We start from the raw sequence: 25633 nt of genomic DNA, 5'->3' as shown, positions 1-25633 counted from the left end.
GGAAGGATGGGCAAGGCGGGTGTCGTCGCCAATGGTCATGACTTCAAGCGTCGACTGTAGGAACCTGGCTATCTCATCCGTCCTAGGCTGGATAACGCGCCCGGGGAACCAGCCAATGTCGTCGTCGAATAGCGCAAGGAAAGCCAATATCATCACCGAGGGTCTCGCCTTCGGCGAGTCACCGCGCTGGCATGACGTCCGGCTCTGGCTCTGCAACTGGGGCACGGGCGAGATCGTCGCCCTGGCCGAGGACGGCAAAAGCGAGGTCGTGCTCACGGTGCCGGCCCTCCTGCCCTATTCGATCGATTGGCTGCCGGATGGACGATTGCTTGTCGTTTCCGGCCGGGAAGGTCTTTTGCTGCGGCGTGAACCGGACGGAACGCTCGTCAGCCACGCCGATCTGCGCGAGCTCTCGAAAAACCCCTGGAACGAAATCGTCGTCGATGGGCGCGGCAATATCTACGTCAATGGCGGCGGGCCGGCACCGGCGCCAGGCGAGCATTTCGGACCGGGCACCATCGTGCTGATCACACCGGACGGCGCGGTGCGGCAAGTGGCCGACAACATTGCCTTCGCCAACGGCATGGCGGTGATGCCGGACAGCCGGACGCTGATCGTCGCCGAGTCCCATGCCAGGCGGCTCACAGCCTTCGACATCGGCGCAGACGGTGGCCTTTCCAACCGGCGCGTCTGGGCCGATCTCGGCAACGACTATCCCGACGGCATCTGCATCGATGACGAAGGCTGCGTCTGGTATGCCGACGTTCCGAACCGGCACTGTGTCCGAGTGCGCGAAGGCGGCGCGAAAATCGACCGGGTTCAAGTCGATCGCGGCTGCTTTGCCTGCATGCTGGGCGGAGCCGACGGCGAGACGCTGTTCATTCTCGCGGCCGAATGGCGCGGTTTCGAAAACATGGTGAGCGACGCCCGCACCGGCCAGGTGCTGAGCGCCGCTGTTTCCGTGCCCGGAGCCGGATGGCCTTCCTACAATTCCGGCACGCGCTGGTAGTTGGCGATGTCGGCCTTGACGCCCAGGCGCTCGATCGTTTCCTGCGCGCTGAAGGCGATGCGCTCGTGCGCCGCCTTGACGATCGGCACCACCTTGTCGACGGCCGCCTGGCTTTCCCATTCGACCATGGTGACGATGTTGAATTCGCCCGGGCCGGAGAACTGCTCCAGCAGGAAATCCTGCACAAAGCCCTCCTGCTGACGAAGCAGTTCGTGCGTCATGCGGACCTTGCCCAGAATTTCGTCCCGGGCTTCCGCCGGGACGACGAACTTGTCGACCCGGAACACGCTGCCATTGTGATGATTCTTGGTGCTCACTTTGTTCATCTCCATCTGGAAGTTTGCTTGGCAGGAGGCTCGGAGACGGGTTTGCAAGCTCAAGCTATGTTGAGGTCAAGGGGAATTTTCGCGCCGATTTTCCGTCTCGGCGCCAGGCGCCGAAGAGGCGCTAGCTGACCTCCGAGGTTCTCCTGCGCACGATCACCCCAAGTTCGTCGCTTTCGCGGGCGATGCGCAGGCGCTCCTCGGCTTCGGTCGCCTCGCGCTGGCGGTCCCACATCGAGGCGTAGAGGCCGTGTTTGGCGAGCAGCGCGGCGTGGGTGCCGCGCTCGGCGATCTGGCCGTCCTTCAAAACGATGATCTCGTCGGCCGAGACCACAGTCGACAGCCGGTGGGCGATGACGATGGTGGTGCGGCCTTTGCTTACCTGATCGAGCGCTGCCTGGATTTCCTGCTCGGTGTGGCTGTCCAGCGCCGAGGTCGCCTCGTCGAGCATCAGGATCGGCGGCGCCTTGAGGATGGTGCGGGCGATCGCCACGCGCTGCTTCTCGCCGCCGGAAAGCTTCAGCCCGCGCTCGCCGACCATCGACTTGTAGCCTTCGGGCAGCTTTTCGATGAACGGGCCGATCTGGGCAAGCTCGGCCGCTTTGCGCACCTCCTCCTCGCTGGCGCCGACGCGGCCGTAGCGGATGTTGTAGGCAATGGTGTCGTTGAACAGCACGGTATCCTGCGGCACCATGCCGAGCACGGCGCGCAGGCTCTCCTGGGTGACGTCGCGTATATCCTGGCCGTCGATCAGCACCTGGCCGCCCTGCACGTCGTAGAAACGAAACAGAAGCCTGGAGATGGTCGACTTGCCGGCGCCGGAGGGGCCGACGATCGCCACCGTCTTGCCGGCCGGCACTTCGAAGGAGACGCCCTTCAGGATCTTGCGGTTCGGATCGTAGGAGAAGTGTACGTCGCGGAACTCGACCTTGCCGGCGCCGACCTTCAAAGGCTTCGCATCGGGCTTGTCGACGATCTCCTGCGGCACGTCGAGCAGGTCGAACATATGCTCGATGTCGGTCAGCCCCTGCCTTATTTCGCGGTAAATGAAACCGATGAAGTTGAGCGGCACGGAGAGCTGGATCAGCATGGCGTTGATGAAGACGAAGTCGCCGACCGTCTGGGTGCCCGCCTGCACCTCCAGCGCCGACATGCACATGACGATGACGGTGCCCAGGCCAAAGATGAGGCCCTGGCCGAAATTCAGCCAGCCGAGCGATGTCCAGGTCTTGGTCGCGGCGATCTCGTAGCGCGCCATCGAGCGGTCGAAGCGCTCGGCCTCCATGCGCTCATTGGTGAAATATTTGACCGTCTCGAAATTGAGCAGCGAGTCGATCGCCTTGGTGTTGGCGTCGGTGTCGCTGTCGTTCATGTCGCGGCGGATCGAGATGCGCCAGTCGCTCGCCTTGACCGTGAACCAGACATAGAGACAGACGGTGACGGCGACCACGGCGACGTATTTCCAGCCATAGGTGAAGGCGAAAATGCCGGCCGTCAGCGCGAATTCGAGCATGGTCGGCGCCGTGTTCAACATGATGAAGCGCACGATCGTTTCGATGCCCTTGGTGCCGCGCTCGATGATGCGCGACAGGCCGCCGGTGCGGCGCTCGAGATGGAACCGCAGCGACAGCTGATGCATGTGGACGAAAGTGCGGAAGGCGAGCTGGCGAACCGCGTACTGGCCGACGCGGGCGAACAGTGCATCGCGCAACTGGTTGAAGCCGAGCTGGATCAGGCGCAGCACGTTGTAGGCGATGACCAGCATGACCGGCGCGAGCAGGAAAGCCGGCAGCGGCGGCGGCGTCTTCGCGGCGTGGGCCAGCGCGTCCGTCGCCCATTTGAAGAAATACGGACCGGCGACCAGGGTTACCTTGGCCACGACCAGGAGCAGCGTCGCCCAGGTGACGCGGGCTCTGAGATCGGCGCGCTCGGCCGGCCACATATAGGGCCAAAGGTTGCGCAGGGTCGTGAGGGTGCCGGCTTCGGCGGATACGGTCTTTTCGGCCACTAGTCTTGCCTTTTGGGTGAGAAGCTGGAGCAGCAGGAGTCGACGAGTTCGGCGAGCGAGGCGCAGACGCAAGCGAGCGCTTTGTGATCGACCGCGTAGCGCGAGCGCTGGCGGTCTGTCTCGAAGCGGACGAGCCCGGCCTCGACCAGGACCTTCAGGTGCTGCGAAACGGTCGATTGGGCGAGATTGAGATGGTTGACCACCTCGCGGCAGGAGCAGCAGGAACTGACCGAGAGATGTTTCAGTATCTCGATGCGCGCCGGATGCGACAGCGCCGCCAGGCGCAGCGCGATGGCGCGGCTGTCAGCGCAGCGGCTTTCGGAGGATTCGGTCATCGTTCATCGGCGATAGACGATGACCGGCAAGAGGGCAAGCTAGGCGGATGGGCAGATTGAGACGCCGGCGGGACAGCGCCGGCGCTGTTCTCCCGGGCATCTCCCCCGCAAGGGAAAGATCAGCCGATCGCCGGCATCATTCCGTCTTCGGCGTGGTCATCTGCTCGCCCATCGCCTTCATGTCGGCATCCTCGCCTTCCTTGGACTTGGATGGCACCTTGAACACCTGGCCCGGCCAGATGCGGTCGGGATCGCGGATCTGGTCCTGGTTGGCGAGATAGATGGTGGAATAGCGCACGCCATGGCCATAGACACGGCGCGAGATGCGCCAGAGCGTGTCGTTGCGGCGGATGATGACGGCGCCGTCGGCATGTTCGAGCTTCGGCGCCATGGTCTCGGGGACATCGGTCGAAGGCGTCGCCTCGGCAACCTTGGCGGCTGCGGGCGCCGTCGGCTTTGCCGCATCTGCGGTCGTCGCGGCAGGGGTGGAGGTTTCGGCCGGCTTGGCCTCGCCGGTCTTTGTCCCACCATCCTTCGTCTCGCTTGGCGCGACAGCGGCGACCGACTCGCCGGGCTCGCGCTCGAACGGCACTGCGGCGCGCGCGACGACCTTGACGCCGTCGCTATCCAGGCCATCGACATGGATGGTGTAGTTGCCGACCGGAATGTCGCGCTTGGCTTCGATCAGGAAATGGCCGTCGGCGGAGGTCTGTGCGTCGCCGAGCAGCATGGCGTCGGCATAGGCGCGCACCTTGCGGCCGGGATCGGCGGTGCCGGCTACGAAAATTTTGCTGCCGTCGATCTCGACCGCTTCGACGGCGATCTTGGGCTCGGTCGCGGAGGGCGCCGGGGCAGCCGGCGCCGTAGCGGCGGGCCCGGTCGCCGCGGGTGCCGGGGTCTCGCTGGACGCGGCCGGAGCGGTCGTTGCCGGGGCTGTCGTTGCTGGAGCTTGGGCCGCCGGCCCCGCCTTGGTCTCGGCCTGCGGAACGGTGATCAGTTGCGAGGCCTTGCCGGGCTCCTCGACCATCGCAAGCACCTGGCCGGTCGGGCTCTGCGGCACCGAGACGACGGCGGTCTGGGCCGACGCGACGGCAGTGCCGCCGACCGTCTGACGCAGCGTGATCGTATAGTCGCCCGGCTTCAGCGGGTCGTCGAGCACGATGGCGAAGGCGCCGTCTGGGCCGGAGTTGGTCGAGCCGAGCACCGTGCCGCCATTGAGTATCTCGATTTTGGCGTTGGGCGCGGCGCTGCCGGCCACGACGATCGAGCCATTGCTTTCAACGCGCACGACGTCGAAAGTCGGCAGTGTCGGGCCGGTCGCGGCGGCGGGAGCCTGCGCGGCAGGCGCCGTCGCGTTGTTCTTGTCGGCCGGCGCCATGGCGTTGTTCGCCGGCGCCATCTTGTTGGCCGGGGCCATCGTGTTGGCCGGAGCCATCGTGTTCGCCGGAGCCTGGGGCACGCGCCCCTCGGTTGTCGTGCTTGAGGATTCAGCCGGCTTTGCCTCGGTCTGCGGAAGCGCCGCGACCTGCGCCGGTTTCTGACTTTTGATGTAGGGATCGAGCGCACCCGACCCGTAGGCGACCGCCGCGACGACGGCCACGCCACCCGCCGCGAACAAAAACGCCTTAGAAGGATTGATAGCCATAACTTTATACTGCCCCCTTAGCCACCTAACGCCGGTCTAGCGTGTTTTCTCCAAGCTCACAAGAAAAAGCCCGTCCGCGGGCTTGACCGCGCCAACCGTCCCCATCACCAATCATCGCCATGAACACGATTCGATCCGTCTGCGTCTATTGCGGCTCGTCTCCGGGCCGCGACGAGGCCTATATCAAGGCCGGCCACACGCTTGGCCGCTCGCTTGCCAGATCCGGGTTGCGCCTCATCTATGGCGGCGGCACCAAGGGCATCATGGGCGCTGTCGCCGACGGCGCGCTCAAGGCCGGCGGCAAGGTCACCGGCATCATCCCGCGCTTCCTGATCAACAAGGAGGCGACCGAAACCGCCCTCGACAAGCTCGACGAGCTTCTGATCACCGACAACATGCACGAGCGCAAGCACAGCATGTTCGAAAAATCCGACGCGTTTGTGGCGCTGCCGGGCGGGATCGGCACGGTGGAGGAAATCGTCGAGATCATGACCTGGGCGCAGCTCGGCCACCACCGCAAGCCGATCGTCTTCGCCAACGTCAAGGGTTTCTGGGACCCGATGCTGGCGCTGATCGAGCACATGTCGGAAGAAGGCTTCATCCACACCGCGCACAGGGTCAAGCCGCTGGTGGTCAATGACCCGGACGCGATCGTCGCCGCCATCATGGTGGCGGGCTCGTCCGTCGACGCACCGACGGAAGGAGTGCAGTCGGTGATAGATAAAATGTAGGCAGCAGGGACTGGGCATTACACTTACTGCGTACTTCTTACTGCGTTCCTCAAATCCCCGATCACCGCCCTTAGATCCTGCCGCCGCCAGGCAAGGTAGATCGACACGGTGCGTTTGAACCACGGCAGATCGCGAAAGACGACGCCAGGGGGTGCCGCGCTTCGCAGACTTTCCTGGACCGTGGCGAGGCCAAGGCCGGCACTGACCAGGCCGAGCGAGGTCAAGGGATCGGCCGTCTCATAGGCGATGTCGGGCACGAAGCCGGATTCGACACAGGCCGCCAGGAACTGCGCGCGGTTGGTGTCGCCAGGCTGGCGCACCACGGTGATCCAGACGCGCCCGTCGAGATGGCCGGGCGCGATGGCGGCGACCTCGGCGAGCGGATCGCTCTCCGCCATCGCGAGCACCAGCGGCTCGCGCCGCACAAGCATGCTTTCAAGATCGGGGTCGCCATCCGGCGCGGGCGAATAGACGAAACCGAGGTCGAGCACGCGCTGCCTCAGGTCCTCTAACTGCGCGGCCGATCGCCGGCTGCGCAGTTGAACATGGAAATCCGGACGGTTGCGGCGGAAATCCTTCAGCATCGCGGCGACCAGCCCGGCATGCACGGCGCCCTCGACATAGCCGATGGCCAGGCTGCCCGTGGCGCCGCTGCCGAGGTTACGGCCGAACTCCTCCAGCCGCGCCGCATTGGCCAGCAATGCGCGGGCCTCGGCAAGGAAGGCCCTGCCCTCGGCGTTGAGGTGGACGCGCTGCTTCGCCCGCTCGAACAAGGCGACGCCCAGCTGCTCCTCGAGTTGCATGATCTGCCGGCTCAAGGGCGATTGCGAGATATGCAATTGCTCGGCGGCGCGACCGACATTGCCGGCCTCGGCGACGGCGACGAAATATCTTACCTGGCGCAGGTCGAGCATTCTTTCGCTCCAAATTCAGTCCTTACAGGTCTGAACTTTATCCTAATCAGTCTTGGACAGTCTGGGCAACCGGCGCGATATCTCCCCCGTCAACCAGCCACGAAGGAGGCCGCCATGCAGTTCTTTGCCTTGCTCACCCGCAACACCGAAAAATTCAGCGACGCGGATTTCGCGCCGCTGCTGCCGCCCGAATCCGAGCAGCGGAAGATGCTTTATGCCCAAGGCGCCGTGCGCCAGATCTGGAATCGGGGCGACATCCCCGGCAGCGGCATGATGTTCGAGGCGGCCGACGAAAAGGAAGTCCGCAGCTATCTCGGCACGCTGCCGCTGGTGGAGGCCGGCATGATGGACGTCACGGCGATCGTGCCGCTCAATCCCTATCCCGGCTTCGGGCCGAAGCGGTGAGCAAGCTTGGTCTTGAGGCTCCCAGACGGCAGTCTCAAGACCCGCGTTCTCTCGCCGGCCGGAGCGACCCCCAGCGCTGACCGTCTTGCGCTCAAAGGGTCGAAATAGAGATAGATGATCGGCGCGGTGTAGAGCGTCAAAACTGCGAGCCGACAAAGCCGCAGACGATCGCCGCGCCGAGCAGCTGAAGGAGTTCCGCGACGGGGCCGGTCTCGATCGCCAGCGGCAGCGCGCCGAGAAGGGCCGCGAAGCGGCTAGCGGCGCTCCGGCAAGATCCGCAGGACAAAACCGACGACCAGCCCGAGCATGAAGCCGAGCGGGCCGGTGATGAAGATGCCAAGCAACGGACCTTGATTTGCCTCCGGGGTGAAGATGACCGGGCCGACGAAGCCGGCGAGAAAGCCGAACGCACCCAGAATGCCACCCCACTTAAGCATCGGCCCCTCCGTCCGCTGCAGCAACTTCAACAGATTCCCGCATCGGAACCAAGCTACTGCATTAGCGTTGCGTCAGACACGACAACAATCTTTGGAGATCGTCATGCTGCGAGGCGGATTGCTTTGGCTTATCGGGATTCCTTTGCCCGTCATCCTTGTTCTCTGGCTGCTCGGCTACCTGCACTAGCACGACGAGGCAGACCGGGGTGGTTATTCCGGCCTTTGCAGGCTCAGGCCGCGCCGGTCAATTCGACAGCGGTGCGCACGCGGGCTAGCACTTCGCTGAGCATCTCGTGCATCGCCTTGCGCGCCCCGGCGGAGTCGCCAGCCTCGATCGCTTTCAGCACCTTTCCATGCGCGTCTAGGTCTCCTACCGGATGGCCGAACAGCGCATTGGTGGTCGGCACGCTGTATTGCAGGGCGGTGTGGATCAGCGCCGTGAGCGGCAGGAAGAAGCGGTTGCCGGTGGCGGCAAGCACCGCTTCATGGAAAGCGGCATCCGATAGTACCGGATCACCCTGGCCCAAGGATGCCGCACGCATGGCCTCGAAAGCCTCTCGGATGGCGGCGATTTCGTCTGTGTCGTTGCGGCTTGCGGCCAGCGCCGCCGCCTCGCATTCGAAAGCCAGCCGCACCTCCAGGAGTTCGGCGATGAAGTGGCGCGGCGTGGCGCTCTCGCGCAGCCAGCCCAGCACCGACGGGTCGAGAAAATTCCAGTCCTTCAGCGGACGAATGCGCGATCCACGTCGTGGGCGGGTGACCAGCAGGCCCTTGGCCCACAGGATCTTCACCGCTTCGCGGGCGGCGCTGCGGCTGGCGCCGAAGCGAGCGCAAATCTCCTCCTCGCCAAGCAAGGTCGAGCCGGGCGGAAACAGCCCGCCGAGAATCTCGCGGCCAAGACTATTGGTTATCTCGTCGGTCACCGACGAGGTCTGGTCGCCTGCCATTTGTCCCGGCCCATTCGAGTCTGCCAGCCAAGTGATGAACGGTCAGGTTGATACCGCACCGAACCCGCGGCTGTCCATATCATCTGATTTGTCAGATAAATGGTTGAAGCCGTCACTGTTTTCCTGCTAGTCGTATAATGATGCTTCGTTGCGTTGTCGTTCTAAGCTAACTCTTTGTTGGAACATGATCTTTCCCGAAAGCAGGCTTTCGCTTTTCGCGATCATGCTCTAGGCACGGGATCCGAATCCAGGCGAAGCAGCGGTGCTGCCGAAAGGCCTTCAGGCTGGCCAGCAACAAATCGCAATCGATGAAGGTTCAAAATTGCGTTCGACTGATTATCTCGGCCGTCTCTTCGGCCTCGAAGGCAGGCATGCCTTCGTCACCGGCGCCAGCCGCGGGCTGGGCCTCGCCTTCGCCGAAGCGCTGGCCGCCGCCGGAGCGCGCGTCACCATAGGCGGCCGCAAGGCCGACGAGCTCAAGGCTGCCGGCGACCGTTTGCGCGGCAATGGCTACACGGTGGCGGAAGCGGTGATCGACGTCACCGACACGCAATCGGTCGACGCGGCGATCGCGACGGCGGAAGCCGGCACCGGACCGATCCACATACTCGTCAACAATGCCGGCATCCAGCGCCGCGCGCCGCTTGAGACTTTTTCCGACGCCGACTGGGATGCGCTGATGGCGACCAATCTCGACGGTGTTTTCAAGGTGAGCCGCGCCGCGGTGCAAGGCATGATCTCGCGCCGCAGGGGCTCGATCATCAACGTCTCGTCGGTGCAGAGCGTGCTCGCCCGTCCCTCGATCGCACCCTACGCGGCGAGCAAGGGCGCCATCACCATGCTGACGAAGTCGATGGCCGGCGAATGGGGCCAGCACGGCATACGCGTCAACGCCATCGCGCCCGGCTATTTCAAGACCGAGCTCAACGCGGCGCTCGTCGCCGACGAGACATTCTCCACCTGGCTCACCGGCCGCACGCCGATGCGGCGCTGGGGCGATGTTGAGGAACTGGCCGGCGCGGCGGTGTTCCTGGCCTCGGACGCCGCGAGTTTTGTCACCGGGCAGACACTGCTGGTGGATGGCGGGATCACGAGCGTGTTGTGACGCGCGGCCGACGTATCGTCAAACCGGCAAGCTCGTCTCACCCACCGACAGATGTCGCTCGACGGCCGGATCAATCCTGTCACCCTTGGCGACACCCGCCAGCAACCGATCTACCGACAGCCTCCCCGCCCCGCTCAGCGCCAGGATGAACATGCCGCCGGCAATGGCGAGGTCCTTCTCGAAATGCAGCAACTCGTTCTGGCTGGCGAAATTGGTGTGGAAGAGGCTGGCCGTCATCAGGCAGAACAGGCCGAGACCGAGGGCGCCCAGACGCGCCAGGATACCGAGCGCCACCGACAGGCCAGCACCGAGCTGCAGCGCGATGGTGGCGACAAGCAGGGGCGTGCCGACGCCGAGCGCCGCCATCGCCTTCTGGGCTCCTTCGAAATGGGTCGCAAGTTCCAGTCCCTCGTGCACGAAGAGCAGGGACAGGAGCAGTCGGCCGGCAAGCAGGACGACATCCCTGGCGTGAAGTTTTTCGGCAAGTTCGATCGGTGTCATCGTCGGCTCCAATCTTTGGTATCTGCGAATGAGCCGGGGCGCCATGCGTCCGTTTGGACACGCGCCCGCGCGCTCGAGGTTGAAGGGTCGGAGCCGGCGCGAGGGAGAGGACGCCGGCTCCGGTTTTCGGGCGCTACCGCCGTGGCGCCCAAAAGGATGGCTGGCCCTTGCGGGTCCCTACTTCGTCACCTTGGTGTCGATCGCCTGCTTGAGGTCGGAAAGCTCCTCGCAGCCCGCCGGGCAAAGCTTCTGCAGCGAGGCGAGCTGTTCGTTGGCCTTGGCCATGTCGCCGGTCTCGACATAGAGTTCGCCCAGATATTCATGCGCGGCCTTATGGTCGGGCTGAAGCTCCAGCGCCTTGGTGTAGTAAGTCAGCGAGGTCTGGTAGTCGCCGGTCTTACGCAGCGTGAAGCCGAGCAGATTGTAGACATCGGCTTGCTGGTTATCCTGCGCGAGGTCGCGCAGGGCGGCAAGCGCGCCCTTGTAGTCCTTGGCCTCGATCTTGGCCTTAACCGCCGTCAGGTCGGGCGCATCGGCGCCTTCGATGTCGTCCACCGCATAGGCAGGAACGGCGATGGCGATCGGCGCCGCGGTCAGCACCGCAATGGCGCCGAGCACCGCGAAAAGTGCGTGTTTCATGGGAGTTGTCGCTTTCTGTTCAGGATCCGATTCAGATCTGCGTTGGGGTGAAGGCGTAGGCGTTGCCGTCCTTGACGAAGCTGCCTGTGCCCGGGAACGGGAAGTGCGAGCCGCAGATGCGGACATTGTCGGCAATCACCTGGTCGATGATCTTGTGGCGCGTGGTGATCGCCATCGGTCCGTCCTGGTCGTAGCTGCCCTGCCATTCGGGATGCGGGGCGAGCAGCGCCGGCACGTACATGGTGTCTGCCGAGACCAGGAACTGCTCTGAGCCGGCATCGACATGGTAGACGGAATGGCCGGGCGTGTGACCGGGCGCCGCCATGAGGCGGATGCCGGGCACCACTTCCGCGCCGTCGTCGACCAGTTTCCAGTTCTTCCATTTCGGGAAGTTCTCGGCGATGCGCTTGCCCGCCGGCTTGCGGCCCTCGGGCAGCTTGGCGAGCCGGCTCGGATCCGTCCACCAGTTGTACTCGGTGGCGTTGACGATCAGCTCGGCATTCGGGAACACCGGATCGTTGGTGCCCTTCTCCATCAGGCCCCACACATGGTCGGGGTGGAAATGCGAGATCATGATGGTGTCGATCGCCTTGTAGTCGATCCCGGCGGCCTTCATGTTGGCCGGCAGATGCGTGGCGTTGGCCTGCCATTGGCCGACGCCGGAGCCGGCGTCCATCATTATGGTGCGGCCGTTCATCTTGAGAACGACGACGGTGAGCGGGATCGGCATGAACTCGGTAGTCAGCCCCGCCTTGGCGAGCGCCGCCTTGGTGTCTTCGACCGACACGCCCTTGATAAAGGCAGGGTCGTGCGGCTTGCGCCAGATGCCGTCATAGACGGCGGTGACCTCGAGCGAGCCCACCTTGTATTTGTAGAAGCCGACCGACGGCTCGACCGGCGTTTCGGCGTAAGCCGCCGGCGCGAATTCCAGCTTGCCGGCGATGCCGAAGGCGGCCGCCGCCGCGGCGGATCCAAGCACCATGCGGCGTGTCATATTGAACATCGGAAATCTCCTCTTGATGGCTTGCGCGTTTGCTTCAGTTTCAGGCGGTAGTCAGTTGGTTTTGCCGCATGTCGTCGTCTCAAAGCCGCTGCGCACTTTTGGGCGACATGCAGAGAGAATGGCGGAGGGCCGGTGCTGCCCTCCGCCGGCTGCGGTAACCGGGGCCGGCCGATCCGACTGAAGGACCGACCGGCTCCGGGGAAATCGGGATTCGGGTCGCCGAGCCGGGACGAGGCGTGCCTTCCTTGCCCAGGTTCGGGACTCCTGGTCCCGACTCCTGCTCAGCGACCCCAGATGCCCTGGCCGGGCTCTTCCGCAGCAATCCTGGCCGCCGGCCGCATCTCGTGGCGGTCCATGTCGGGCTTCGCGATCGAAGCGGTGGTAGCCGTGTCTACGACGACAGCCTGCTGGCCGGGGGTCGATGCGGAGAAGTGGTCGCTGCCGGCAAAGGCGCTTCCGCTGGCGACGAGAATGGCGACTGAGGCGAAGATGAGCTTGTTCATATGCGTATTCCTTCCGGGTTGGTTGATGCGTGCCTTGGGAGGATGGCCTCGCTACAGCCAAGACCCGGAAGGCCCGGGCTTTATTCCCGGGACGCGGAAGAATCTTTTGGGAAAGCGAGAATCGAGATTTTTGGACAATTCGGAATCCGCGGTCAGTTAGCCCGCATTAATCATGGCTTACGCTTGCAGCCAGAAAACAAGCTTCCAGGCCGCCGATGACGCAACTTGAGACCGAAACGGAAGTTTTAGCTTAAGCAGTTTCTTCTATATTCAGTCGATGGACCTCGGTCCGAACAGCTATTCGGGTTGAATGACCGGGACGCGCTTCAATATCGGCCGCATCAGGCAGGCCGTCTTTTCTACCGCCAATCTGCCGGCGGCGATCGCTGTTTTTGTGCTTGCGATCTGCGCTATCTTTGTCGATGAGCAGAATAGAAGAGTGTCCGACCAACTGGCGCGCGCCGATGTGCTCGCCAAGGTCAACATCATCCGCGCCAAGCTCGAAGGCAACATAAATGGCAATTTGCAGCTGGTGCAGGGTCTTGCATCGGCGGTGGTGACCGAGCCGTATATGGGACAGCAGAGGTTCGCATCGCTTGCCGCGAACCTGTTCAAGGAGAAGTCGCAGCTGCGCAATATCGCCGGCGCGCCTGATCTCGTGATCTCCTTGATGTATCCGATGAAGGGCAACGAAAAGGCGCTCGGGCTCGACTACCGCAAGAACGAAGGGCAGCGCATGGCGGCGCTTCGCGCGCGCGACCAACGCGCCCTCGTCCTCGCCGGCCCCGTAGACCTTGCCCAGGGCGGCAGAGGCTTCATCGGCAGGATTCCGATCTTCGTACCGACAGTGGGCGGCGGTGATCGGTTTTGGGGCATCCTTTCCGCTGTAATCGATGTCGACAGGCTCTACGCCGCAAGCGGCCTGACCGATCCGGGCCTCGACATCGACGTCGCTCTGACGGGCAAGGACGCGTTGGGTGGCGGTGGCCAACGTTTCTTCGGGAGCGAGAGCGTAATCAATGGCAACCCGGTGACGACCGAGGTGGAGCTACCGTTGGGATCCTGGCAACTGTCAGCGACGCCGAAGCACGGCTGGCCGGCTACGCCGAAGAACGAGACTGCCCTACGCGCCACGATGGCGTTGGCTGGCGCACTGGTGGTACTGCCTATCCTCGTAGCCGGTTGGCTATTCGGCGAGCGACAGAAGAACTACGCGGAGTTGCGAAGACTGTCGCAGCGGCTGGAGCTTGCACTCGACGCCTCGGGCATCGGCGTATGGGAGCATGACCTCGCCACCTCGCAGCTCCTGTGGGACGAACGCGTCAACGAGATCTACGGTCGGGTAGCGGACGGCAAGCCTCGCGGATACGACGACTGGGCCCTGGCTATCCATCCCGACGATCTGCAGCGCGCAAAGGAGGATTTCGACGCGGCGGTGGCTAGCCGAGGCCGATATTCCTCGCAGTACCGTCTTGTCTTGCCTGACGGCACCGTTCGCCACGTACGCACGAGGGCAAACTTCCTCCAGGACGCCGGCGACACACCCAAGTTGATAGGCGCCGAATGGGATGTGACCGGGGACGTTCTGCTCAACGAGAATCTGATGCGTGAACGGCAATTGTCGGAATCGAAGAATGCGGAACTCGAGGCCGCCAAGGCGCGCATCGAGCATGTTGCGCTACACGATTCGCTGACCGGCCTGCCCAATCGCCGTTACCTGGACGAGATGCTGGCCAGTTCGCCAGAGGATCACACTGCGCTGCTGCATCTCGATCTCGACCGCTTCAAGGACATCAACGACACGCTCGGCCATGCGGCGGGCGACGCCATGCTCATGCATGCCTCGAGGATCATCAAGGCAAACGCCCGCGCGGACGACTTCGTGGCGCGCATCGGCGGCGACGAGTTCGTTGTGGTGTGCCAGGGACGCGACAACAAGGAACTTGCCGCCCTGGCGGACCGGATCATCGAGGAAATGCGCCAGCCTGTCGACTACAGGGGCCACCAATGCCGGTTTGGGGTCAGCATCGGGATTGCAGCCCTCGGCGGCATCGATGCGAAGCAGTTGCTGGTCAACGCCGATCTTGCCCTCTATCGGGCCAAGAGCCGCGGCCGCAACCGTTTTGAGTTCTTCAACGAAGAGCTGCAAAGCGAGATCGTCAAGACCAAGCAGACCGCGGACGAAATCCTCGGCGGACTGGAGCGTAACGAGTTCATCGCCTACTACCAGCCCCAGTTCGATGCCAAGACGCTTGAGATCGTCGGGGTCGAGGCGCTGTCGCGCTGGCGTCATCCACGGCGCGGCATCCTCGCCCCCGATGTCTTCCTCAAAGTGGCCGAGGAATTGAATGTGGTCTCGCTGATCGACCGCGCGATCCTCGAACAGACGCTCGAGAATTTCCGGCGCTGGTCGCTCAGTGGGATGAACATCCCGCGAGTTTCGGTCAATGTCTCGGCAAGAAGGCTGGAGGACAAGGATCTGATCAACGGCTTGCGCAAGCTGGCGATCGAAAAGGGAACCGTCTCGTTCGAGCTCGTTGAGTCCATTTTCCTGGATGAGAATGACGACCTCGTCACCTGGAACATCGAGCACATCAAGGAACTTGGAATCGATATCGAGATCGACGATTTCGGCACGGGCCACGCGTCCGTCGTCAGCCTGCTCAAGCTGCAGCCGCGCCGTCTCAAGATCGACCGGCAGCTCGTCACTCCGATAACCGGCTCGGCGTCGCAGCGGCGGCTGGTATCGTCCATCATCGAGATCGGCAAATCCCTCGGCATCGGCGTCGTGGCCGAAGGCGTCGAGACCATGGAACACGCCAGCATCCTGAAAGAGCTCGGATGCGACATCCTGCAGGGTTACGCATTCGGACGCCCGATGGACGAGAAATCGTTCAGGACCTTTGCGCAGTCGCGCAAATGGCTGGCAGCCGGATAGCCAGACGGGCGATGCCGCCGTACGAACAGCCGGTGACCGCGCCGCAGCCGACTGCGCCTGTTCGGCAAGCGGGCAAGAATAGGTCGGCGGTGCCGAGAGAACAGCCACCGGAAACACGGTCACCGAACTGTCACACCAGGCGGCAATCGCCATGGTAGGTTGCCACGGCCTCCTCTGCGGCCACGACCGAATCAAGAGCCGGCGAAGCCGCCATGAACATTGCCCTCCCCTCCGAAGGCACCGACCTTTCGCCCTACATGCCGGACGAGCACGGGCTGTTCTTCATCTATCATTTCAAGGCCGACGGCTCCCGCACCAGGGACCCGGCCGAGGCGTACTGGACCTGGCGCAGCTACCAGATCACCGACATCCGCGCCCGCCAGGAGATCGGCGCCGATCATGCCCTGCCGGCGCCGGTGCGTGAGGCTTTCCTGTCGCCCAGCCATGGCTGCCAGATCGATTTCGAGGACGACTTCCTCTATGGCGACCTGCCCGACCTCAGGCACGACTTCGCCGAGGCGCGCGGGCTTACCCATTTCCGCTTCGCCTTCAACGACACGATGCTGGTCGGCGCGCGCAAGCAGCCGCTGGAATCGATCGACAAGATCCGCAAGCTGGTGGAGAACGGCTCGCGAAAATTCCGCACGCCCGCAGAACTGATCGAAGCAGTGATAGGCCATTCGCTAGACGGCATGGCGGCCGAGCTCAACAAGATGGGCGACACACTGGACGGCATCGAGGACCGCATCGTCGTCGACGCATGGCATAGCGAGCGGCAGGCGTTGGTCGACGCACGCCGGCAGCTGGTAATCATCCACCGGCAGATGGCGACGCTCACCAGCCTCTTTCGCCACCTCGACCACTCGCATCGCGACGACCTGCCGGACCCGATCAACGAGATGGCCGCTCGGCTGTCGCACCGGGCGCAAACGCTGCATCACGACGGCGAGCAATTGCAGGCGCGCACAAGGCTGCTGCAGGACGAGCTGATGGCCAAGCTGACCGAGCGGTCGAACCAGTTGCTCTACATCCTGTCCGTCATGACGGCGGTGCTGTTGCCGATGACGATCATCTCCGGCCTGTTCGGCATGAATGTCGGCGGGTTGCCGTTGGTCGACACACCTTTCGGCTTCTGGGTGGTGACGGCGATCTCGATCGTCATCGCCGGCATCGTCTATATGTTCGTGCGGCGGTTGGGAAAGGTCTAACCTTCAGGCTTTGGCCCGCAGATCATCGACGATGGTGCCGGCGGCCTGGACCTCGGCTTCATGGCCGGGTTCGCGCCAGGTTTCGGCGAGGCCGGCCGCGTACCATTCACGCATGGCCGGCAGGTCCAGCAGCCGCTGCGGATACTTGCCCGCTACACCTTCGAACTTCAGGCCATAAGACTGCGCCCGGAAGGCGATCGGAGCGAAGAAGGCATCGACCGCGGTGAAATGGTCGTCGGCAAGGAACGGGCCTCCGAAGCGCGCAAGCCCGTCGTTCCACAAGTCTCCCATACGGAAAAGATCGTGCTTCAGCGCATCGGACATCGGTGCCGGCTCGACGCGCATGCCGCAGCTCATGGGGCAGTCATTGCGCAGGGCGGTGAAGCTGGAATGCATCTCGGCCGCGGCCGAACGCGCCCAGGCCCGCGCCTTTGCATCCGCGGGCCAGACGGCCTGATGACGCTCGGCCAGGTATTCGACGATGGCCAGCGAATCCCAGACCGCCCAGCCTTCGTCGACCAGGCACGGCACGCGGCCGTTGGGCGAAAACGAGCGGAAGAGGCTGAAGCTCGGTCCGGCCGGGAATGGCGTCAGCACCTCCTCGAAAGGAATGCCGAGCGTTCGCATCAGCACCCATGGCCGCAGCGACCAGGACGAGTAGTTCTTGTTGCCGATATGCAGCACGTACATGGGGAGTCTCTTCCTGGAGTTGCTTACCTCGTCGCAGGCGTCGCCGTGCGCGCTTCACGGCCCCTGAACATCGACCAGCTGTACATCGCGAGCGCGATCCAGATGAGCGCGAAGGCGATGGCCTGTGTGGTTCCGAACGGCTCGTGGAAGACGAGCACCGCGATCAGGAACACCATGGTCGGCGCGATATATTGCATGATGCCGATGGTGGAGAGGCGCAGCAGCCGGGCGCCGAAGGCAAACAGCAACAGCGGCACAGCGGTGATCGGGCCGCAGCCGATGAGCAACACGGTGTCGGTGCCGGTGCTGGAGATCAGATGATCCTGGCCGGTAGCGATCAGGTAAAGGATGTAGCAGAGCGCCGGCACCGACAGCAGCAGCACTTCGAGCAGGAAACCCTGGCTCGGGCCGATCGGCAGCGTCTTGCGGAAGAATCCGTAGGCGGCGAAGGAGAAGGCGAGCGCCAGCGACACCCAGGGCAGCATGCCGGCCTCGACTGTGAGCACCGTGACCGCGACCGCAGCCAGCGCAACCGCGGCGATCTGCAGCCGGTCGAGCTTCTCGCCGAGCAGCACGGCGCCCACGACGACGTTGACCAACGGGTTGATGTAATAGCCGAGAGCGGTCTCGACGGTGCGGTCGACCGCGATCGCCCAGACATAGATGCCCCAGTTGACCGAGATCAGCACCGCCGTCAGCGCCGCCATGGCGAGGCTTTTGGGCGAACGGATCGCCGCCTTGAAATCGGCGGTGCGGCCGGCCCAGACGAGCACCGCCGCCGCGATCGGCACCGACCAGACGACGCGGTTGGCGATCACCTCGGCAAGCGGCAAATGCGCCACCGCCTTCATGTAGAAGGGGAGCAATCCCCAGAGGAAGTAGGCGCCAAGCGCCAGAAGGAAGCCGCGGCGACCCTTGGCGTCTTGATCGAGATCGGCTGTTGCGGTGACCATGGCCCAACGCTATGGCCCAGCGGACCGTCCAAGACCATCACAAAATTATGATGGATCAATGGACTTTTTGTGATGGTTCAAGCCAGTCGGGCGCCCTTTCCTCGCCCCACGCAGGGGGGAGGAAAGCTGCCCATAGCTCACTCCGCCGCCACCAGCCCGGCCATCTCGCGGTTCTTCATCAGCTTGTAGACGATCGAGTCCATTAGCGCTTGGAAGGACGCGTCGATGATATTTTCCGAGACGCCGACCGTCCACCAGCGGGCGCCGGTGGAATCGTGCGATTCGATCAGGACGCGGGTGATGGCCTCGGTGCCGCCGTTGAGGATACGCACCTTGAAGTCGGCGAGCTCCAGGTCGACGATCTCGCTCTGATATTTGCCCAGGTCCTTGCGCAGCGCGATGTCGAGCGCGTTGACCGGGCCATGGCCTTCAGCCACCGACATCTTCTCCTCGCCGTCGACCTCGACCTTCACGATCGCCTCGGAGACGGTCTTCAGGTTGCCGTTGGCGTCGAAGCGGCGCTCGACCATGCAGCGGAAGGAGGTGACGTTGAAGAATTCGGGCAGGCCGTGCAGCATCTTGCGCGCCAGCAGCTCGAACGAGGCGTCGGCGCCTTCATAGGCATAACCTTCGGCCTCGCGCTCCTTGACCACGGCGATCAGGGAGTCGAGCCGGTGATCGTCCTTCGGCACCTCGATGCCGCGCCGATTGAGCTCGGCCAGAAAATTGGCCTTGCCGCCCTGGTCGGAAACCATGACGCGGCGGCGGTTGCCGACGGCCTCGGGAGGGACGTGCTCATAGGTCGCCGGCTCCTTGGCCAAAGCGGAGGCATGGATGCCGGCCTTGGTGGCGAAGGCGGAGGAGCCGACATAGGGCGCCTGCGCTTCCGGGGCGCGGTTGAGCAACTCGTCGAAGGCGCGGGAGAGCCTGGATATTCCAGCCAGATCCTCAGCCGATACGCCTGTTTCGAAACGGTCGGAGAAGGCCGGCTTCAGCGAAAGCGTCGGGACGATGGTGATCAGGTTGGCGTTGCCGCAGCGTTCGCCGATGCCGTTCAGCGTGCCCTGGATCTGGCGCACGCCGGCTTCGACCGCGGCGAGGGAATTCGCCACAGCCTGGCCGGTGTCGTCATGGGCATGGATGCCGAGGTGGCTGCCCGGGATGCCGGCTGCGACCACCTTCTCGATGATGGCGCGCACTTCGGAAGGCTGCGTCCCGCCATTGGTGTCGCACAGCACCACCCAGCGCGCGCCGGCATCGTAAGCGGTCTTGGCACAGGCCAATGCGTAGTCCGGATTGGCCTTGAAGCCGTCGAAGAAATGCTCGCAGTCGACCATCGCCTCCTTGCCGGCCGCGACCGCGGCTTCCACCGAGGTCTTGATCGACTCCAGGTTCTCCTCGTTGGTGCAGCCGAGCGCCACGCGCACATGGTAGTCCCAGCTCTTGGCAACGAAGCAGATGGCGTCCGATTTCGACTGCACAAGCGCGGCCAGCCCTGGATCGTTCGAAGCCGACACCCCTGCCCGCTTGGTCATGCCGAAGGCGACGAACTTCGCGCTTTCGGTCCGCTTCTTCTGGAAGAAGGCCGTATCGGTCGGGTTGGCGCCAGGATAGCCGCCCTCGACATAATCGATGCCGAACTTGTCGAGGAGTTTTGCGATCGCGATCTTGTCCTCGACGGAAAAGTCGATGCCCGGCGTCTGCTGGCCGTCGCGCAGCGTCGTGTCGAAGAGATAGAGGCGTTGCTTTGTCATGGCTGTAGCTCGAAAGGCCGCGATCCTTCGCGCGCCAATCTCCCCCCTTGTGGGGCAGATGGCCGCCAGGCCAGAGGGGGGCGCCGTAGAGCACAAAGCTGCATGGTTTATTTCCCCGCGAACCGATCCGTCGCCCGGATCAGCCGATCCAGAATCCCCGGCTCCGAATAAGCGTGGCCGGCGCCCTCGATGAGGTGGAAATCCGCCTTCGGCCAGGCCTTGTGCAGCGCCCAGGCGTATCTTGCCGGACAAGGCATGTCATAGCGACCATGGACGATGGTGCCGGGAATGTCCTTGAGCTTCCAGGCATCGCGCAAAAGCTGACCTTCCTCCAGCCAGCCGGCATGGACGAAATAGTGGTTCTCGATGCGCGCGAAGGCGACGGCGTAATCGTCCTGGCCAAACGGGTCGCTGGTCTCGGGCTCGGGCAGCAGCGTGATCGTCTCGCCTTCCCAGATGCTCCACGCGCGGGCCGCCTCCACCTGGCGCGCGCGGTCGGAACCGACAAGCCGCTTGCGGTAAGCCGCCATCATGTCGCCGCGCTCTGCCTCAGGGATCGGCGCCAGGAAGCGCTCCCACTTGTCGGGGAACATCTCGGAGACGCCGAACTGATAATACCATTCGAGCTCGGCGCGGGTCAGCGTGTAGATGCCGCGCACGACCAGTTCGCTGACCCGTTCCGGATGCGTCTCGGAATAGGCGAGCGCCAGCGTCGAGCCCCAGGAGCCGCCGAAGACAAGCCACTTGTCGAAGCCCGCCATCTCACGCAGGCGCTCGATGTCGGCGACAAGGTGCCAGGTGGTGTTGGCTTCGAGCGAGGCGTTCGGCGTCGACTTGCCGCAGCCGCGCTGGTCGAACAGGATGACGTCGTAGAGCTTCGGGTCGAACAGGCGCCGGTGTTTTGGCGAGATTGTGCCGCCCGGACCGCCATGCAGGAACACGGCGGGCTTGGCGCCCCGGGTGCCGCAGCGCTCCCAGTAGACGGTGTGGCCGTCGCCGACGTCGAGCATGCCGGAATCGAACGGCTCGATCTCCGGGTAGAGCGTGCGCAAGGAACTGCCCTGGATGGTCATAGTTTCAAGCCCTGCTGCGGCCAGTTGGCCGTCTCGTGGTCGGGATGCTGGAAGGAGATGATCTGCTCCTGCCGTCGATAATAGTCGGGGTCGTCATGCACCGGCGCGTCGAAGATCTTCTCCACCCAAGGCAGCCGCGCGGCATAGTTCACCTGGATCTGCGGCGCGAGGTCGGAGCGGTCGTCGAAGGCGCCGATGGCGATCTCCAGCCCGCCGGGCTGGCGATAAGTCAGCGGCGTGCCGCAGCGGGCGCAGAAGCCGCGATCGATATTGACCGAGGATTGGAAGTAGCTCGGCTCCTCGTGGGTCCATTCGACGCCGTCCCTGGGCACCGTCACCAGCGCGCCGAAGAAGGAGCCGAACTGCTTCTGGCACATGCGGCAATGGCAGATGGACGGGCGTCCGAGCTTGCCGTGCACGCGGAAGCGCACGGCACCGCACTGGCAGCCGCCGGTTCGAACTTCATCGGTCATGGTCTTTCCTCCGGCGGCCATTGGTCGGTGTCGTGATCGGGATGCTGATAGGAGACGAGCTCGGCGAGATAAGGGGCCGAGGTGATATCGGCCATCGTGTCCTCTGACGGCAGTGTTGGGATGCCGTCGACATAAGGAAGTTTTGCCTCGACGCCCCACTGGATCGTCGGCGCGATGCCACTCGGATCGTCAAAGGCGGCGATCGCCAGCGCCACGCCGTCGGACGCCTCAAAGGTAAGCGGCGTGCCGCATTCGGGGCAGAAGCCGCGCAAGGCGGCGTTCGACGAGCGGAAGCGTTTCGGTTCGCCGCGCGTCCAGTCCAGCGTGGCGCCGCGTACCGAGACCAATGGCATATAGAAATTGCCGCTCGCCTTCTGGCACATGCGACAATGGCATACCGAGGCGTCGCCCAGCGCCCCCTCGACGCGGAAACGCACGGCGCCGCACTGGCAGCCGCCGGTGTAGATCGGCCGGTTGTCGAGGCTCATGGCGCGCTCCCGATCATGGACTGCTTCTGGGGCTCATTCCGGGTCATGGCAGACCGCCTCGACGTTGTTACCATCGGGATCGAGGACGAAGGCGCCGTAATAGTTGGGGTGATAGTGCGGGCGCAGGCCCGGACCGCCATTATCCCTGCCGCCGGCGGCAAGTGCCGCCGCATGGAAGGCATCGACCTCGGCACGGCTGCGCGCGGTGAAGGCGACATGCTGGGTTGATCTGGGCTTGTCCGTGCTGTCGCTCAGCCAGAACACCGGCCGGTCGCGGCCATAACCGCCGACTTTGGCGCCGCCGGTATATTCCTGCGGCACCATGTAAAGCAGCGAGGCGCCCAGCGGCGCCATCGCCTTGTCGTAGAAGGTCTTGGAAGCGTCGAAATCGGCAATGTTTATGCCGAGATGATCGATCATATGACGAGCTCCTCCGTTGGTGTCGCGGGCGCGACGGCCAGGCCGGCCACGATGACGATGTGCCGGCAGACATTGTCGATATCGCGGATCACGTCGTCGTTCCAGAAGCGCAAGCTGGTCCAGCCCAGCGCCTCCAAGAGGGGCGCGCCTCGCGCCAATCTCTCTATTTTAACGTTGCCGGCATCCACCCTCACCGTTTGATCTCCCAGGTCGTCACGCGTTGGCCGGTGGCGGGGTCCTTACCGTCCTTCAATTGCACGCCCTGCGCCAGCAGTTCGTCACGCACGCGATCGGCGTCAGCCCAGTTCCTGGCAGCGATCAGCGCGAGCCGATCCGCGATCGCCTTCGCGATCGCCGCTTCATCCACCTTGGCGGCGCCGACGTCGAAGCCGAGGAAGGCCAGCGCCGCCTTCAAGGAAGCGGCGGCTTTCTCGCCGCCGGCATCGTTCAACTCGCCGGCAAGCTGCGTCAGCCGCTGGAAGGCGGTGTAGGTGGCGAGATCGTCCGAAAGCGCTTCCACCACCTCGGCCGGCAGTTCCTTCGCGGCCATGGGCGCCAGGTCGGCGGCGCGCTTCCACTTGCGCAGCGTGTTTTCCGCTTCTTCCAGCTTGCGCACGGAGAAGTCGATCGGCTCGCGATAATGCGTCATCAGCATCGCCAGCCTGAGCACCTCGCCCGGCCATTTCCTGCCGCCAAAGGTGTCCGTCTCCAGCAGTTCACGGATGGAGAAGAAATTGCCGAGGCTCTTCGACATCTTCTGGCCTTCGACCTGCAGGAAGCCGTTGTGCATCCACACATTGGCCATGACCTTGGTGCCATGGGCGCAGCGCGACTGGGCTATCTCGTTCTCATGATGCGGGAAGATCAGGTCCAGCCCGCCGCCATGGATGTCGAAGACCTCGCCGAGATAGGCGGCCGACATGGCCGAGCACTCGATGTGCCAGCCGGGCCGGCCCCTGCCCCACGGGCTCTCCCAGCCCGGCTCTTCGGGGCTCGACAATTTCCACAGCACGAAATCGCCAGGATTCTTCTTGTGCGCGTCGACCGCGATGCGGGCGCCCGCCTGCTGTTCGTCGAGATTGCGCTTCGACAATTCGCCGTAATCCGGCATCGAAGCGGTGTCGAACAGCACCTCGCCGCCAGCGACATAGGCGTGGCCGCGCGAGATCAGCTGCCCGATCAGCGACAGCATGTCGGCCTTGCCGTCGGCGCGGGGCGCGACGAACTCGGTCGCGCGCGGCTCGTAGGTCGGCGGCAGGCACCCGAGCGCAGCCACATCCTTGTGGTACTGGTCGGCGGTCTTCTCGGTGACCTTGCGGATCGCGTCGTTGAGCGAGAGCGTTCCGGCCGCGATCTCGCCGCCGAAATCGCGAAGCGCGCGCGCGTTGATCTTGTCGTCGACATCCGTGATGTTGCGCACATACGTGACGTGCGTTTCGCCGTAGAGATGGCGCAGCAGACGGAAAAGCACGTCGAAGACGATCGCCGGACGCGCATTGCCGATATGGGCAAAGTCGTAGACCGTCGGGCCGCAGACATACATGCGCACGTTTCGCGGATCGATCGGAAGGAAAGCTTCCTTCGTCCGCGTCAGCGTGTTGTAGAGGCTGAGGCCCTTCGATGCGTCAGACATGCGTGCCCTTCCGATCCCTTAGAACTTGGATGGAACCTTCCTTGCGCCGGGGCGCAATCGGGCTCCAGCCTGCTGGCCGGGGCGTTTGTCCAATCTGGGGGAAGATGAGGCGAAAACGTCCGGACCAGCGCGAGGCTAGCCAATAATGCAAATGCCACAAATGGCGAAAGACGTTTTCATGGGCGGCTTTATCGCGCTGGCAGCTGTTGCCGTCAAGTCGCTCCACTCAGGAAAGATGTCGCTGCATCACAGGTAAATGGGACCCGAAACATTTTATTAAACATGTCGGCACAGTGATGAAACATTCGCCGGCTAGACGCATCGAACGTCACGATTTGGTCCGAATCAACCGGCAAACGCCGAACACGAAACCGTTACCAGGGAAGAGAACCATGGCTCGCAGCAAGCAGGAACAGAACCGACAAACGCAGCCCGCGCTGGCCAGCCAATACCGCGCGATCGGCCCGGCCGCAATTGTCGCGGCCCTCCTTCATACCGCGAAGAAGAAGAAGCCGGCGCAGAAGATCGTTTCGCCGCGCGCTGCCTGAAACGGCGCAACCGGCAGGGCCCCCGGCGATGGGGACACCGGCGAAGAGGACGCCATGGCGTCCTGGAGATGAAGGTCCCAAAGCTGCCTTTCGAGGCAAGCAGCCTTCGCTAAAGTAAAGTCAGCTGGTTTTCGTCCGCGCCAGGCTTCTGTCGCCTGGGCCTTTCAGCCTGTGGCGAAACGATGCCGCGCTCCTGGATTTCCGGCCCGATGTTGGCGACCTTGTTGACAAGGTCGGAAACCGGAATCGCCTCGAAGAAGTCGGGCTCGGCTGGCTCGAGCAGATCGAGCACGTCACGCGGCTCCTGCGTGCGGCAATCGAGCCAGCGGCTGAAATCGCGTTCCTCGATCACCACCGGCATGCGGTCATGGATGTTGGCGATGGCGGCATTGGCCCGCGTCGTCAGGATGGCGCCGGTGTCCATCTCGGAGCCGCCCGGCTCGGCATAGGTCTCGATCAGCCCTGCGAAGGCGATCAACCCGCCTTGCTTCGGCCGGATCCAGTAAGGCTGGCCCTTGGCTCCGCCCGACTGCCGCCACTCGTAGAAGCCAGATGCCGGCACCAATGCGCGGCGATGGCGCATCGCGGTCTTGAACGACGCCTTTTCCAACACCCCTTCCGAGCGCGCGTTGATCAGCAGCGGGAATTCACTGGTGTCCTTCACCCAGGCTGGAATCAGGCCCCAGCGCACCAGCATCGCCTGGCGGTCCGGCAGGTTCGAGCCGTGTTCCCGCTGCGGGCCGGCGAGCGCCATGAGCACCGGCTGCGTCGGCGCGATGTTGTAGCGCGCCGGAAAGTCCTCCAGTTCGGCAAGGCCGAGAAAGGCCGCGGTCTTGTCCGGCGTGGCGGTCAGGGCAAAGCGTCCGCACATGGATCTGGGCTCGTCAATCGATAGCTATGGAAAGTGGCGGTGGAACCGCTGCGCCGCAACGGGTAATAACCGGTCGGGC

Annotated in this window: 27 protein-coding genes and 1 pseudogene; 7 read left to right on the top strand and 21 right to left on the bottom strand. The window is 63.9% G+C overall.

Translation table 11 applies throughout. From position 1 onward, the window contains the following. Positions 1 to 115: 115 nt before the first annotated feature. On the top strand, positions 116 to 1009 hold the full coding sequence (locus tag ACR64R_RS03300) for an SMP-30/gluconolactonase/LRE family protein (RefSeq protein ID WP_487360265.1): 894 nt from the start codon (positions 116 to 118) through the stop codon (positions 1007 to 1009). On the opposite strand, the gene ACR64R_RS03295 is transcribed toward ACR64R_RS03300, so the two are convergent. From ACR64R_RS03295 to ACR64R_RS03280, 4 genes are all read right to left on the bottom strand, one after another. After that, complete coding sequence (locus ACR64R_RS03295; protein WP_487362366.1) at positions 985 to 1335, bottom strand: antibiotic biosynthesis monooxygenase; 351 nt, start codon at positions 1333 to 1335, stop codon at positions 985 to 987. The genes ACR64R_RS03300 and ACR64R_RS03295 overlap by 25 nt on opposite strands. Before the next feature lie 121 nt (positions 1336 to 1456). Continuing rightward, positions 1457 to 3340 carry an ABCB family ABC transporter ATP-binding protein/permease gene (locus ACR64R_RS03290; protein ID WP_487360264.1) on the bottom strand — a complete coding sequence of 628 codons (1884 nt, stop codon included), beginning with the start codon at positions 3338 to 3340 and terminating at the stop codon, positions 1457 to 1459. Next, entirely contained in the window at positions 3340 to 3675 is a 336-nt protein-coding gene (locus tag ACR64R_RS03285) for an ArsR/SmtB family transcription factor (protein ID WP_487360263.1), read from the bottom strand. Before ACR64R_RS03285 ends, ACR64R_RS03290 begins: the two co-directional genes overlap by 1 nt. Before the next feature lie 136 nt (positions 3676 to 3811). After that, a complete protein-coding gene (locus ACR64R_RS03280; RefSeq protein ID WP_487360262.1) occupies positions 3812 to 5320 on the bottom strand; it encodes a LysM peptidoglycan-binding domain-containing protein in 1509 nt (502 codons plus the stop codon). A gap of 119 nt (positions 5321 to 5439) precedes the next feature. Here ACR64R_RS03280 and ACR64R_RS03275 point away from each other — a divergent pair, with 119 nt between their 5' ends. Beyond that, positions 5440 to 6051, top strand: a complete 612-nt coding sequence (locus tag ACR64R_RS03275; RefSeq protein WP_487360261.1) for an LOG family protein — start codon at positions 5440 to 5442, stop codon at positions 6049 to 6051. 23 nt (positions 6052 to 6074) lie between these two features. On the opposite strand, the gene ACR64R_RS03270 is transcribed toward ACR64R_RS03275, so the two are convergent. Beyond that, a complete protein-coding gene (locus ACR64R_RS03270) occupies positions 6075 to 6965 on the bottom strand; it encodes a LysR substrate-binding domain-containing protein (RefSeq protein WP_487360260.1) in 891 nt (296 codons plus the stop codon). A gap of 114 nt (positions 6966 to 7079) precedes the next feature. Between ACR64R_RS03270 and ACR64R_RS03265 the strand changes: the two genes are divergently transcribed. Then, positions 7080 to 7370 (top strand): muconolactone Delta-isomerase family protein, encoded by a 291-nt coding sequence (locus ACR64R_RS03265; protein ID WP_487360259.1) that lies wholly within the window; start codon positions 7080 to 7082, stop codon positions 7368 to 7370. A gap of 254 nt (positions 7371 to 7624) precedes the next feature. On the opposite strand, the gene ACR64R_RS03260 is transcribed toward ACR64R_RS03265, so the two are convergent. Together ACR64R_RS03260 and ACR64R_RS03255 are read right to left on the bottom strand one after the other, a co-directional pair. Continuing rightward, positions 7625 to 7807 carry a hypothetical protein gene (locus tag ACR64R_RS03260; RefSeq protein WP_487360258.1) on the bottom strand — a complete coding sequence of 61 codons (183 nt, stop codon included), beginning with the start codon at positions 7805 to 7807 and terminating at the stop codon, positions 7625 to 7627. 230 nt (positions 7808 to 8037) lie between these two features. After that, on the bottom strand, positions 8038 to 8754 hold the full coding sequence (locus ACR64R_RS03255) for a FadR/GntR family transcriptional regulator (RefSeq protein ID WP_487360257.1): 717 nt from the start codon (positions 8752 to 8754) through the stop codon (positions 8038 to 8040). Between the two features lie 322 nt (positions 8755 to 9076). Between ACR64R_RS03255 and ACR64R_RS03250 the strand changes: the two genes are divergently transcribed. Then, the gene (locus tag ACR64R_RS03250) at positions 9077 to 9859 is read left to right on the top strand and encodes a glucose 1-dehydrogenase (RefSeq protein ID WP_487360256.1); all 783 of its coding nucleotides are present in this window, start codon (positions 9077 to 9079) and stop codon (positions 9857 to 9859) included. Positions 9860 to 9877: 18 nt separating this feature from the next. Here the strand turns inward: ACR64R_RS03250 and ACR64R_RS03245 are convergent, their stop codons facing one another. The 4 genes from ACR64R_RS03245 to ACR64R_RS03230 all read right to left on the bottom strand — a co-directional run bounded on the left by ACR64R_RS03245 (position 9878) and on the right by ACR64R_RS03230 (position 12505). Continuing rightward, positions 9878 to 10360 (bottom strand): DoxX family protein, encoded by a 483-nt coding sequence (locus ACR64R_RS03245; RefSeq protein WP_487360255.1) that lies wholly within the window; start codon positions 10358 to 10360, stop codon positions 9878 to 9880. 177 nt (positions 10361 to 10537) lie between these two features. Further along, the gene (locus ACR64R_RS03240; RefSeq protein ID WP_487360254.1) at positions 10538 to 10999 is read right to left on the bottom strand and encodes a tetratricopeptide repeat protein; all 462 of its coding nucleotides are present in this window, start codon (positions 10997 to 10999) and stop codon (positions 10538 to 10540) included. Between the two features lie 31 nt (positions 11000 to 11030). Continuing rightward, positions 11031 to 12002, bottom strand: a complete 972-nt coding sequence (locus tag ACR64R_RS03235) for an MBL fold metallo-hydrolase (RefSeq protein WP_487360253.1) — start codon at positions 12000 to 12002, stop codon at positions 11031 to 11033. Positions 12003 to 12283: 281 nt separating this feature from the next. Continuing rightward, positions 12284 to 12505 (bottom strand): DUF680 domain-containing protein, encoded by a 222-nt coding sequence (locus ACR64R_RS03230; RefSeq protein ID WP_487360252.1) that lies wholly within the window; start codon positions 12503 to 12505, stop codon positions 12284 to 12286. A 310-nt stretch (positions 12506 to 12815) separates the two neighbouring features. Here ACR64R_RS03230 and ACR64R_RS03225 point away from each other — a divergent pair, with 310 nt between their 5' ends. Both ACR64R_RS03225 and ACR64R_RS03220 read left to right on the top strand, forming a co-directional pair. Continuing rightward, the gene (locus ACR64R_RS03225; protein ID WP_487360251.1) at positions 12816 to 15443 is read left to right on the top strand and encodes a bifunctional diguanylate cyclase/phosphodiesterase; all 2628 of its coding nucleotides are present in this window, start codon (positions 12816 to 12818) and stop codon (positions 15441 to 15443) included. Between the two features lie 212 nt (positions 15444 to 15655). Continuing rightward, positions 15656 to 16651 (top strand): transporter, encoded by a 996-nt coding sequence (locus ACR64R_RS03220; protein WP_487360250.1) that lies wholly within the window; start codon positions 15656 to 15658, stop codon positions 16649 to 16651. Between the two features lie 3 nt (positions 16652 to 16654). On the opposite strand, the gene ACR64R_RS03215 is transcribed toward ACR64R_RS03220, so the two are convergent. The 9 genes and pseudogenes from ACR64R_RS03215 to cysS all read right to left on the bottom strand — a co-directional run bounded on the left by ACR64R_RS03215 (position 16655) and on the right by cysS (position 24135). Beyond that, entirely contained in the window at positions 16655 to 17341 is a 687-nt protein-coding gene (locus ACR64R_RS03215) for a glutathione S-transferase (protein WP_487360249.1), read from the bottom strand. A 23-nt stretch (positions 17342 to 17364) separates the two neighbouring features. Further along, positions 17365 to 18294, bottom strand: coding sequence for an EamA family transporter RarD (gene rarD, locus ACR64R_RS03210; protein WP_487360248.1), 930 nt, complete (start codon positions 18292 to 18294; stop codon positions 17365 to 17367). 137 nt (positions 18295 to 18431) lie between these two features. Then, positions 18432 to 20048 carry a citramalate synthase gene (gene cimA, locus ACR64R_RS03205; RefSeq protein WP_487360247.1) on the bottom strand — a complete coding sequence of 539 codons (1617 nt, stop codon included), beginning with the start codon at positions 20046 to 20048 and terminating at the stop codon, positions 18432 to 18434. Between the two features lie 107 nt (positions 20049 to 20155). Then, the gene (gene pip / locus ACR64R_RS03200) at positions 20156 to 21121 is read right to left on the bottom strand and encodes a prolyl aminopeptidase (RefSeq protein WP_487360246.1); all 966 of its coding nucleotides are present in this window, start codon (positions 21119 to 21121) and stop codon (positions 20156 to 20158) included. Beyond that, positions 21118 to 21594: a GFA family protein gene (locus ACR64R_RS03195; RefSeq protein ID WP_487360245.1), complete on the bottom strand. Its 477-nt coding sequence runs from the start codon at positions 21592 to 21594 to the stop codon at positions 21118 to 21120. Before ACR64R_RS03195 ends, pip begins: the two co-directional genes overlap by 4 nt. After that, entirely contained in the window at positions 21591 to 22082 is a 492-nt protein-coding gene (locus ACR64R_RS03190) for a GFA family protein (RefSeq protein ID WP_487360244.1), read from the bottom strand. The genes ACR64R_RS03195 and ACR64R_RS03190 overlap by 4 nt, the downstream gene beginning before the upstream one ends. A gap of 33 nt (positions 22083 to 22115) precedes the next feature. Beyond that, positions 22116 to 22502, bottom strand: a complete 387-nt coding sequence (locus ACR64R_RS03185; RefSeq protein ID WP_487360243.1) for a VOC family protein — start codon at positions 22500 to 22502, stop codon at positions 22116 to 22118. Then, a pseudogene (locus ACR64R_RS03180) lies at positions 22499 to 22705 on the bottom strand (DUF559 domain-containing protein); the annotation flags it as partial. The pseudogene ACR64R_RS03180 and the gene ACR64R_RS03185, both read right to left, overlap by 4 nt. Next, on the bottom strand, positions 22693 to 24135 hold the full coding sequence (gene cysS, locus ACR64R_RS03175; RefSeq protein ID WP_487360242.1) for a cysteine--tRNA ligase: 1443 nt from the start codon (positions 24133 to 24135) through the stop codon (positions 22693 to 22695). The gene cysS and the pseudogene ACR64R_RS03180, both read right to left, overlap by 13 nt. Positions 24136 to 24527: 392 nt before the next feature. Here cysS and ACR64R_RS03170 point away from each other — a divergent pair, with 392 nt between their 5' ends. After that, positions 24528 to 24683, top strand: a complete 156-nt coding sequence (locus tag ACR64R_RS03170; RefSeq protein ID WP_487360241.1) for a hypothetical protein — start codon at positions 24528 to 24530, stop codon at positions 24681 to 24683. A 109-nt stretch (positions 24684 to 24792) separates the two neighbouring features. On the opposite strand, the gene ACR64R_RS03165 is transcribed toward ACR64R_RS03170, so the two are convergent. Next, positions 24793 to 25554, bottom strand: coding sequence for an SOS response-associated peptidase (locus tag ACR64R_RS03165; protein ID WP_487360240.1), 762 nt, complete (start codon positions 25552 to 25554; stop codon positions 24793 to 24795). Between the last annotated feature and the right edge of the window lie 79 nt (positions 25555 to 25633).

It is taken from the genome of Mesorhizobium sp. MC2-1-1 (assembly GCF_057597255.1).
The sequence above is the reverse complement of the archived record's forward strand: the minus strand, read 5'-3'. Positions and strand labels throughout refer to the sequence as shown.

Bases quoted from the DNA above. Each gene is read 5' to 3' on its own strand.
- ACR64R_RS03300 (WP_487360265.1), top strand. From the start codon at position 116: ATGTCGTCGTCGAATAGCGCAAGGAAAGCCAATATCATCACCGAGGGT.
- ACR64R_RS03295 (WP_487362366.1), bottom strand. From the start codon at position 1,335: ATGAACAAAGTGAGCACCAAGAATCATCACAATGGCAGCGTGTTCCGG.
- ACR64R_RS03285 (WP_487360263.1), bottom strand. From the start codon at position 3,675: ATGACCGAATCCTCCGAAAGCCGCTGCGCTGACAGCCGCGCCATCGCG.
- ACR64R_RS03280 (WP_487360262.1), bottom strand. From the start codon at position 5,320: ATGGCTATCAATCCTTCTAAGGCGTTTTTGTTCGCGGCGGGTGGCGTG.
- ACR64R_RS03275 (WP_487360261.1), top strand. From the start codon at position 5,440: ATGAACACGATTCGATCCGTCTGCGTCTATTGCGGCTCGTCTCCGGGC.
- ACR64R_RS03270 (WP_487360260.1), bottom strand. From the start codon at position 6,965: ATGCTCGACCTGCGCCAGGTAAGATATTTCGTCGCCGTCGCCGAGGCC.
- ACR64R_RS03265 (WP_487360259.1), top strand. From the start codon at position 7,080: ATGCAGTTCTTTGCCTTGCTCACCCGCAACACCGAAAAATTCAGCGAC.
- ACR64R_RS03260 (WP_487360258.1), bottom strand. From the start codon at position 7,807: ATGCTTAAGTGGGGTGGCATTCTGGGTGCGTTCGGCTTTCTCGCCGGC.
- ACR64R_RS03255 (WP_487360257.1), bottom strand. From the start codon at position 8,754: ATGGCAGGCGACCAGACCTCGTCGGTGACCGACGAGATAACCAATAGT.
- ACR64R_RS03245 (WP_487360255.1), bottom strand. From the start codon at position 10,360: ATGACACCGATCGAACTTGCCGAAAAACTTCACGCCAGGGATGTCGTC.
- ACR64R_RS03240 (WP_487360254.1), bottom strand. From the start codon at position 10,999: ATGAAACACGCACTTTTCGCGGTGCTCGGCGCCATTGCGGTGCTGACC.
- ACR64R_RS03235 (WP_487360253.1), bottom strand. From the start codon at position 12,002: ATGTTCAATATGACACGCCGCATGGTGCTTGGATCCGCCGCGGCGGCG.
- ACR64R_RS03230 (WP_487360252.1), bottom strand. From the start codon at position 12,505: ATGAACAAGCTCATCTTCGCCTCAGTCGCCATTCTCGTCGCCAGCGGA.
- ACR64R_RS03225 (WP_487360251.1), top strand. From the start codon at position 12,816: ATGACCGGGACGCGCTTCAATATCGGCCGCATCAGGCAGGCCGTCTTT.
- ACR64R_RS03220 (WP_487360250.1), top strand. From the start codon at position 15,656: ATGAACATTGCCCTCCCCTCCGAAGGCACCGACCTTTCGCCCTACATG.
- ACR64R_RS03215 (WP_487360249.1), bottom strand. From the start codon at position 17,341: ATGTACGTGCTGCATATCGGCAACAAGAACTACTCGTCCTGGTCGCTG.
- rarD (WP_487360248.1), bottom strand. From the start codon at position 18,294: ATGGTCACCGCAACAGCCGATCTCGATCAAGACGCCAAGGGTCGCCGC.
- cimA (WP_487360247.1), bottom strand. From the start codon at position 20,048: ATGACAAAGCAACGCCTCTATCTCTTCGACACGACGCTGCGCGACGGC.
- pip (WP_487360246.1), bottom strand. From the start codon at position 21,121: ATGACCATCCAGGGCAGTTCCTTGCGCACGCTCTACCCGGAGATCGAG.
- ACR64R_RS03195 (WP_487360245.1), bottom strand. From the start codon at position 21,594: ATGACCGATGAAGTTCGAACCGGCGGCTGCCAGTGCGGTGCCGTGCGC.
- ACR64R_RS03190 (WP_487360244.1), bottom strand. From the start codon at position 22,082: ATGAGCCTCGACAACCGGCCGATCTACACCGGCGGCTGCCAGTGCGGC.
- ACR64R_RS03185 (WP_487360243.1), bottom strand. From the start codon at position 22,502: ATGATCGATCATCTCGGCATAAACATTGCCGATTTCGACGCTTCCAAG.
- cysS (WP_487360242.1), bottom strand. From the start codon at position 24,135: ATGTCTGACGCATCGAAGGGCCTCAGCCTCTACAACACGCTGACGCGG.
- ACR64R_RS03170 (WP_487360241.1), top strand. From the start codon at position 24,528: ATGGCTCGCAGCAAGCAGGAACAGAACCGACAAACGCAGCCCGCGCTG.
- ACR64R_RS03165 (WP_487360240.1), bottom strand. From the start codon at position 25,554: ATGTGCGGACGCTTTGCCCTGACCGCCACGCCGGACAAGACCGCGGCC.